Raw genomic sequence first — 7,530 nt, 5'->3', positions numbered from 1 at the left:
GCCCCGTCTCGCTCATCCTCGCAGTGCTCGTGGCGCTGTTCCTGCTTCTGCCGCTGCTGGCGGTGATCCCGGTGTCGCTGACGCCGAGCCGCATGCTGACCATGCCGACCGGGGAATTGTCGCTACGCCACTACCGCTCGCTGATCGAGGACCCGCGCTGGCTGGACTCCATCCTGCTGTCGATTCGCATCGGCGTGGTCAGCAGCGCCCTTTCCACGGTGCTGGCGCTCACCTTCAGCCTGGGCGTCTGGATGTTCCAGCCGCGCTTCACGGCCGCTCTTGTCGGCTTCGTGCTGCTGCCGATGGTGGTGCCGCCGGTGGTCTCGGCGGTGACGCTCTATTTCCTGCTCACCTCGGTCTCCGGCATCTCGTCCTTCTTCGGCTACGACACCTGGCTGGGCGTGGCCATGGCGCATTCGGTGATGACGGTGCCCTTCGCCACGGTGCTTATTTTAGTGTCGCTCAGCCAGCTCGACCGGCGCATAGACCTTGCCGCACGCGGCCTCGGCGCCAGCGTCTGGGAGCGCGCGACGCGCGTCATCATGCCCAACATCAAGTTCGGCATCGTCACCGCGGCGCTCCTCTCCTTCGTGCTCTCCTGGGAAGAGATCGGCGTGACGCTGTTCATCACCTCGGTGAACGCCATCACCCTGCCGCGCCTGATGTGGATGGGCCTGCGCGACAACATCGACCCGGCGATCGCAGCGCTCTCGGTGATCCTGATCATCATCACCGTGCTGGTGCTTGCCGTGCGCAGCGTCGTCACGCGCCGGCAAGCCACACCGTAAGCTTGTGGCTTTACCCCAACGAAAGAGGCCCGCCGGGAGCGGCGAGCCTCTTAACGAAGCCAAAGTGGAAGTTTGGCCCGTCATGATCCGGGGGTGTGGATCGCGGAAAGTCTAGCCAAGGGCGGTCCGGCGGGCGATTTACAAATCCGTAAACTTCGGGCCGCGCGCGCCCCGGGCGCTGTGCCGGAATATGATTTTATTCAGTCACTTACCGCCGCATTCCGGCTCGCACGCACTTGTCTTTCAACGAAAAGTGATGGATGCCGAGCCGTCATGGCCGGAGCGGCCGGACGCAGCGCAAGACGAGTGGAACCAGCCCGCTGCGTCGCGATCTTTCAGATTCGCTCCACGCGCCAAGGGTTTCTGATTTTGTGCATGTCGTTCTCCCAAACCGCTCCAGCACTTTGGGCGACGTGCATCAGCCGCCGGGAAGCATTCTTGCCAGCACTCCGTCCCTGCGGACGAAATGATGATAGAGCGCGGCCAAGGCGTGCAGGCCAGCGGCGATCAGTATGCCGTTGGCGCACAGCTCGTGCAGTTCACGGATGTTCCTGGCGGTCGCCTTGTCCGGTGTGAATGGCGACGGTACCGCAAACAGGCCGAAGAAGCTCAACGCGTCGCCCCGGAACCAGGTCAGGAAAATGCCGAGGACGGGGATCGCGATCAGCAGACCGTAGAGGAGGACATGTCCGGCCTTCGCCGCGGTTTGCTCGAGCCCGGACATCTCTGCCGGGAGACCCGGCCTCCCTCTCAGGCCGCGCAGAACCACCCGCCAAAGCACGAACGCGGCAAGCAGAAGGCCGAAGGAAATGTGCAATCGCCAAATGGCGTCCACCGTGGGATCGCCACGGGGATAGAACTCTTCGCCATAGGTCAGCGCATAGAGCAGAATGACGAGGGCAAAGAGAGCCCAATGGAGGAACTTCTGCGTGGACGTGTAGGTGGTGATGATGGCCATTGCACAACTCCGATCGAGGAGCCCCGGTGTCGCGGGCCTTCTTGGCAGACTTGCGGCCGCTAAATTAAGAATCGGTAAGGCTTCGACCAATTGAGGAGACGCGCCAAGCGCAACGTCCGGCGCCGCACACGCGACCCGTTGCCGACCATCCGCAGTCCGCGCAGTTCGAGCGGTTCAGCTTTCTGCCAAACCGCTCAAACTATTCGCAATTCCGGACGGAAAACCGCCGCGCGCTTTTCCTGGAATGACGCCACGCAAGGCGAAGGCAACCTGCCCTCGCCTGCGTCGCAGCCGGTCAGGCGGCCTGTGGCCGCCGCATCCTCTCGACAAGAGCTTGCCGGGCCGGGCCGGCGAGCGGCCGGTCCATGGTCAGCAGCCCGTCGAGCAGCGCGAGGAGCTCACGCGCCGCGGACGACTTGCAGGAGTAGTAGACCATCTGGCGGTCGCGGCGGGTGTCGACCAGGCCAAACCTGCGCAGTTTGGCCAGATGCTGGGAGAGTGCGGACTGGCTGAGTTCGACCTTGTCGGCGAGGATGCCGACCGACAGTTCGCCCTCTGCCAGGTAGTTCATGATGAGCAGACGCTTCTCGTTGCCCATCACCGCGAGAAAGGCTGCCGCGCTTTCTGCGTTGGCGGTAAGTTTCTTCGTGACCATCGATTTCCCCATGTTCATGCTCTTCCGACGCCATGGGGGCAATGGCTTCAGAATTCCAGAGCATTTGGTGGACCTGCTCCGACACGGAATCGGAACCTGCCCTGCTTCTTTGTCGACCAAATCCCTTCGTAACCCGGTTGCCACCACGTCGGGGTATTGGCCTCGGACAGCATGCGCCGCAATATTGTGTGACGCAAGTTGGCGCAGACTCGGAATAATTCCACGCCGCTAATGAGTATCAGCGCTTCGTTGTTTCGGCAAGGATATAGCGAGGCCGGCGCCGCATCCGGCAGGCCTCGGACCAGGCGCGAGATGAAGAACCTGGCGGCGACAGCGCCACGCAGGAAGGCGCATCGCCACCATGTTTTCGAGACTCACCCTCATTTCCGAACCCGTGTTAATATCAGCCGGGGCAGGAAGGGGGACATGGAGGAGAAAGCCATGTCCAATATTTCGCGAAACACGTTCACACCGGACGAGACCGCCATGTTTGGGCGCGTCTTCGAGAGCGGCCGCATCGCCGGAGAAACCGAGGAGCAGAAGCAGGCGCGCGCCTCGCGTATCATCGCCAACTACATGGCCGGCATCACCGACGAGGCCGAACTCGTGGAACTGTCCCGCAAGCCGCTCGGGCGATAGAGGCGGATCATGCCGGCTGTCGGCGCGCTGCTCACATCCTCTTGAAATATCGGGATGAAACCTGCCGGGCAGTTGCGCGTTTCTGATCCGCCATAACGCATCAGGGGTTTCGCGATGATCCAGGGATGGTTTTCCAGGCCGGTCGAAGTCACCGTCGGCATAGCGGGCTCGATTCGGCATATTTCCAACGCGCAGCAGGCCGTGGAATTGCTGACGGGCCAGTGGCGCGACGCCGGCAGCGCGCAGCACGGCGCGGCGCTGCGCGCCTGCCGCCGGGCAATGAGCGGCGACGTTCCGGCCGACAATGCCAGGGAAGCTTTCGTCAGCGCCGCGCGCGAGGCGCATGTGCTGGTCGAATAGAGCGCTCATTTTCCGCCGACGAGAGGCCGCCGGAATGACCTGGCCGGCCCGGGCAGCGTGGCGCATCGCCGATCCAAAATTCTTCGGAACATTATCGGCGGTGGGTGGTTAACGCACGGGTCCGCCAATCGTGCCGGACCCACATCCCACCGGGCGCCAGCCGGTGCCGGTTGCTGATCAAAAGACGGCCATACGAACGGAGGATGTGATGAACGACGTCTGGTTTTCCGAGCCGGTCGTGATCGATTTCGAGCCAAGCGGACAACACAGGGTCTCAAGCTGCTTCGAGGCCGTCGAATGCCTGGACCAGCGCTGGCCAAGGCGGGCGCGCGACCGCACCTGGCGGTCGGCAAGCCGCGTCTGCCGCGACGCCCTCGACGGTTTGAGAAGCCCAGCCGAAGCCCGCAAAACCCTGCGCAGGGCGGCGAAGGCGGCCGGCCTGCTGGCCTGAGCGCCAGGCAATTCCGGAACGAACACGCCCGGGCGTCCCCATCCGCCCCTGGCCGCGCAGTCGAGAAAAGCTTCGGAACATTGCAGCCGCCGACCTGTTTCCTCCCTGTAGTCTGCTGACTACAGGGTTCCAGACCCAAGCCGAGCCCGTTCCGGCTTCCCATCGCCGGGGCGGGCTTGATTTTGTGCCGGGCAATCTGACGGAAACCGCAGCGCGGCCGACGTATACTCGAGAGCGTTCAGGGTGCATCCCGCGGGGTACATGAAAACGTCGGCCGCTGGGCTGCGGGGGCGCCTGTGTGTTCAGGCCCTTTCATTTCGGCGAGTCTGACGTCCGTGTTCAACGCGAAGGCCATGTCATGGTGAATGGGAGGTTACTATCCACAGGCCGTCCGGCGTCTTCTGGACCTGATCTGCCGATCACGAAACCGCCATAACGAGCCATGCGGTTCCGCTCCAAAATGCTGTGATCTAAAATTTCGCCCGTTGCGAAATTTACAAGTTGTAACCATTGTGGTGACACCCGAACCGGAAGTGGTTGCAGCCACCTCCGGCCCGCGGGTGCGCCATCTGGCACCGGGTTGCGGCGCTTTCTCTGGTCGAGGGACGCCGCAGCCCCAGCCAGCAATCCCTAATCTACAGGCACTTGAGTCACTCCGCCTGCAAAGGCAGGGTTTTCCCACAAGGTTTTTGTTCTCTGTGTGTTCCAGCAGGGCAATCCGATGCGAACCTATCCGCAGTCGACCTTAGAGGAGATCATTGATAGCGAGCGGGCAATGCTGTTGGATGGCCCCGAGCGCTACGGGCAGCATTATAAGCATGCCCGTGCTGCAACGATGTACTTTTCGCTCTGCATAGCGAGTATCGAGCGGGATCGGGCCGAAATGTTCGGCCGTTTGTTTTCCCTAATGAAGAAGCACCACACTCTCAGCTTTTTCTCGACCCTCCGGCTTCACAGGGTGCAGGCTATGATGGATCTGCGCCAGGTACTCGAGGCGGGTGCAGCAGCTGCTTTCGCGATCGCCCACCCAGACACGGAGCATTTTGTGGACGTGGATGCGTTCGGGATCATGGATCCCTCGCAAAAATTGACCAGCAAGCGCTACAAGTGGCTTGAAAAAAATTATCGTGATAAATCTGAGTGGGTTTCAAGCACTAAGGGCCATATCAATAGCCATGCCGCCCATGCGAACATCATTAGTGGCGACAGTACCTTTCGCATGGCTGACGATCGCTCGGCAGCTAACGCTCCGTTCTTCGATATCGAAGATGAGTATTTTGTCCGGACTGACCTTTGGCTAACTAGCAGCGTCGCCATAACCCTCATGGATTTGCTTTTTGGCGTGGCAAGCGATGTGGCGCGCACCGGTCGAGCTGTGGTCGAATTCCGCGCAGACTTTCAAGGAACCATTCAAGGCTTAGCCTCAGAGAACGCCGCCCTTCAGGCCGAGATTCAGGCTGGCGAGCGCTATCAGAAGGTGATGCAAGATATTGCGAAGCGCCAGCAAGGTCGTGGCGCTAGTTAGATAGCGGACTCGGCGGCCAAGCTCACAGCATCGGCTTCCACCGGCTGGTCGAAATCAAGCGCGAGAGGCGGGTTGTGTGGCGTTCACTTTAGCCACGTCATCGAGAGCGTGATTGATGCGTCCGCGCAGCAGTCGCCGGGCATCTCGCAGATCCATGGGATTCGCCGGCGGAGGATTCTTCGTATCATGGTGACGATGGAACCAGTTCGCGGTATGGCTGAACCGGATCATCTCCTTATCCTTTTTCCCATACCCTGCCTGCTCTAAGCACTCCATCGCCTTATACAGGTCGAACCAGCCTGGCTCTCCGGCGCAATAATTGAGCGCATGCGCCAGCAGATCGTCTTTCCGTGAGGCGGCATATCGGCTTTGGGCCGCAGTCGGCGCAGGCGGCGGCACAACAATGTTGCCGTCCTTGTCTCGAATGACGATATGGAATTCAGCTGACGGACCGCCAAAGGAAAAATGTGCTGTTTCCGCCCTCAGCATCACATGGCGGATCAGCTTGCCTTGGCGCATCTCGGCGGCACCGTCAGGTTCAACAGATGACTTTCCCATTATGCCCGCAACGATCCCGTTCAAGGTGCGGACTATGCCGTCACCAACGTTGTACACATCCTTGAGGGTGGTGAGATTGTCCAGGTCTTGCGCCTTGAGGACAAGCAATTGGTCGCCGAACTCATGCGGCATTAATTCAACGTAGGGATCGAAGGGTGGCGTGAACACTTTCAACCACGTATTCTGGTCTGAATCGTTGGCCCTCAGTACCAGCCACATCAATCTCGCCTCGGTTGCCCTATCTCTCGCGGAGAGGGTCTCTCATCGATGGAATGGCGATCCCGGCAGGATTCGAACCTGCGACCATCGGCTTAGAAGGCCGGTGCTCTATCCAGCTGAGCTACGGGACCGCTGGCCGGCCGGGGCCGGCTGATGCCACTATGCGGAGCCATTCTATCCAAAATGGATGGTCCGCTCCGATTTTTGTTTACGCAATTCAGGACGGAAAACCGCTGCGCACTTTTCCTGGAATTGCTTAGTGCGTCCAGGGCGTCTTGCGGTCATAGCGGAAATTGTCCGAATAGGAAATCTGCCGGCGCTTCGTCTCCTTCGGCTCCTCGACGCGGAAGGCAATGCCCTGCTTCTCGGCGTAGGCGACCGCCTCTTCCTTGGTGTCGAAAGTGAGCCGCACCTGGCTCAGCATGTCGCCCGAAGTCGTGTAGCCCATCAGCGGGTCGATCTTCTTGCGCTCGGCGGGATCGAACTCCAGCACCCAGTGGCCGGTCTTGGCCTTGCCGGACTGCATCGCGGTTTTGGCTGGGCTGAAAATGCGCGCGGACATGACCACCTCGTTGCCGCCCGAAGACCGGGCACCCTATTCGCGGCGCCCGTCCGAAAGCCCGGTTGGAGCCTGAGGTCGCGCGCCAACCCGTCAATACTGTGCAACGGCGCCGCCCGCAAGCGGCCATGGTCAAGCGGCCATGGTCCGGCGGACGGTCGTGACTGGCACGGGGAACCCTCGCGTCGCCCCGGACATTAACGGAAGGTCAGGCGACCAGCCGCTCCAGCCATCGGATGACGGCTTGCAGGGCGGCAGAGCACCACGAAGCGTCGCCATTCCTTGTCACCCAAGCCCGGACAGTCCGCCATGATCATGACAACCGAACATCCCGTCCTGCAACTGGCCGTGCTCGTCGGCAGCCTGCGCGCCCAATCCTTCAGCCGCAAGATCGCCAAGGCGCTGGCGGCCCGCGCGCCGGATTCGCTGCGTTGCCGCTTCATCGAAATCGGTGAGTTGCCCCTCTACAACGAGGATCTCGACGGCGACACACCGCCTGCCGCCTGGTCGACTTTCCGCGCCGCCGTCAGGGAATGCGATGCGGTGCTCTTCGTCACGCCGGAATACAACCGGTCGATCCCAGGCTGCCTGAAGAACGCGCTCGATGTCGGCTCGCGCCCATCGGGCAAAAGCGTCTTCAAGGGCCTGCCCGCCGGCGTTGTCAGCGTCACGCCCAACAAGCTCGGCGCTTTCGGCGCCAACCATGCGATACGGCAGACCTTCGTCTTCCTCGACATGCCGGTGATGCAGCAGCCGGAGGCCTATATCAGCAACGCCGCCGAGCTCCTCGACGCCAACGGCGCGGTCAAGGACGGCGA

Annotated in this window: 10 protein-coding genes and 1 tRNA gene; 6 read left to right on the top strand and 5 right to left on the bottom strand. The window is 61.5% G+C overall.

Annotated elements, in window-relative coordinates:
- The coding region (locus EOA29_RS19180; protein ID WP_145969705.1) for an ABC transporter permease at nt 1-788 on the top strand (788 nt) is incomplete at its 5' end.
- Nucleotides 789-1,206: 418 nt separating this feature from the next.
- Here EOA29_RS19180 and EOA29_RS19175 read toward each other — a convergent pair.
- Together EOA29_RS19175 and EOA29_RS19170 are read right to left on the bottom strand one after the other, a co-directional pair.
- Entirely contained in the window at nt 1,207-1,746 is a 540-nt protein-coding gene (locus EOA29_RS19175; RefSeq protein ID WP_245464734.1) for a cytochrome b, read from the bottom strand.
- Between the two features lie 295 nt (nt 1,747-2,041).
- Nucleotides 2,042-2,401 carry a metalloregulator ArsR/SmtB family transcription factor gene (locus EOA29_RS19170; protein WP_126094783.1) on the bottom strand — a complete coding sequence of 120 codons (360 nt, stop codon included), beginning with the start codon at nt 2,399-2,401 and terminating at the stop codon, nt 2,042-2,044.
- Nucleotides 2,402-2,842: 441 nt separating this feature from the next.
- Between EOA29_RS19170 and EOA29_RS19165 the strand changes: the two genes are divergently transcribed.
- The 4 genes from EOA29_RS19165 (at nt 2,843) to EOA29_RS19150 (ending at nt 5,376) form a co-directional block, all read left to right on the top strand.
- Nucleotides 2,843-3,040 carry a hypothetical protein gene (locus EOA29_RS19165; protein ID WP_126094784.1) on the top strand — a complete coding sequence of 66 codons (198 nt, stop codon included), beginning with the start codon at nt 2,843-2,845 and terminating at the stop codon, nt 3,038-3,040.
- A gap of 114 nt (nt 3,041-3,154) precedes the next feature.
- Nucleotides 3,155-3,400 (top strand): DUF982 domain-containing protein, encoded by a 246-nt coding sequence (locus EOA29_RS19160; RefSeq protein WP_126094785.1) that lies wholly within the window; start codon nt 3,155-3,157, stop codon nt 3,398-3,400.
- 208 nt (nt 3,401-3,608) lie between these two features.
- On the top strand, nt 3,609-3,851 hold the full coding sequence (locus EOA29_RS19155) for a DUF982 domain-containing protein (RefSeq protein WP_126094786.1): 243 nt from the start codon (nt 3,609-3,611) through the stop codon (nt 3,849-3,851).
- A gap of 721 nt (nt 3,852-4,572) precedes the next feature.
- On the top strand, nt 4,573-5,376 hold the full coding sequence (locus tag EOA29_RS19150) for a hypothetical protein (RefSeq protein ID WP_126094787.1): 804 nt from the start codon (nt 4,573-4,575) through the stop codon (nt 5,374-5,376).
- 54 nt (nt 5,377-5,430) lie between these two features.
- Here EOA29_RS19150 and EOA29_RS19145 read toward each other — a convergent pair whose 3' ends face one another.
- From EOA29_RS19145 to EOA29_RS19135, 3 genes are all read right to left on the bottom strand, one after another.
- Nucleotides 5,431-6,153 (bottom strand): hypothetical protein, encoded by a 723-nt coding sequence (locus EOA29_RS19145; protein WP_126094788.1) that lies wholly within the window; start codon nt 6,151-6,153, stop codon nt 5,431-5,433.
- A 54-nt stretch (nt 6,154-6,207) separates the two neighbouring features.
- A tRNA-Arg gene (locus EOA29_RS19140) sits at nt 6,208-6,284 on the bottom strand.
- Between the two features lie 125 nt (nt 6,285-6,409).
- Entirely contained in the window at nt 6,410-6,715 is a 306-nt protein-coding gene (locus tag EOA29_RS19135) for an ETC complex I subunit (protein WP_126094789.1), read from the bottom strand.
- A gap of 306 nt (nt 6,716-7,021) precedes the next feature.
- Here EOA29_RS19135 and EOA29_RS19130 point away from each other — a divergent pair.
- Nucleotides 7,022-7,530: NAD(P)H-dependent oxidoreductase (locus EOA29_RS19130; protein ID WP_245468491.1), on the top strand; the 509-nt coding region annotated here is incomplete at its 3' end.

The sequence above is a fragment of the Mesorhizobium sp. M1E.F.Ca.ET.063.01.1.1 genome (assembly GCF_003998155.1).
Classification (GTDB): Bacteria; Pseudomonadota; Alphaproteobacteria; order Rhizobiales; family Rhizobiaceae; genus Mesorhizobium.
Note: the sequence above shows the minus strand (reverse complement) of the source record. Positions and strands in the feature narration are given on the sequence as shown.

Excerpts from the sequence above, each read along its gene's own strand:
- EOA29_RS19175 (WP_245464734.1), bottom strand. The coding sequence starts at position 1,746 with ATGGCCATCATCACCACCTACACGTCCACGCAGAAGTTCCTCCATTGG.
- EOA29_RS19170 (WP_126094783.1), bottom strand. The coding sequence starts at position 2,401 with ATGGTCACGAAGAAACTTACCGCCAACGCAGAAAGCGCGGCAGCCTTT.
- EOA29_RS19165 (WP_126094784.1), top strand. The coding sequence starts at position 2,843 with ATGTCCAATATTTCGCGAAACACGTTCACACCGGACGAGACCGCCATG.
- EOA29_RS19160 (WP_126094785.1), top strand. The coding sequence starts at position 3,155 with ATGATCCAGGGATGGTTTTCCAGGCCGGTCGAAGTCACCGTCGGCATA.
- EOA29_RS19155 (WP_126094786.1), top strand. The coding sequence starts at position 3,609 with ATGAACGACGTCTGGTTTTCCGAGCCGGTCGTGATCGATTTCGAGCCA.
- EOA29_RS19150 (WP_126094787.1), top strand. The coding sequence starts at position 4,573 with ATGCGAACCTATCCGCAGTCGACCTTAGAGGAGATCATTGATAGCGAG.
- EOA29_RS19145 (WP_126094788.1), bottom strand. The coding sequence starts at position 6,153 with ATGTGGCTGGTACTGAGGGCCAACGATTCAGACCAGAATACGTGGTTG.
- EOA29_RS19135 (WP_126094789.1), bottom strand. The coding sequence starts at position 6,715 with ATGTCCGCGCGCATTTTCAGCCCAGCCAAAACCGCGATGCAGTCCGGC.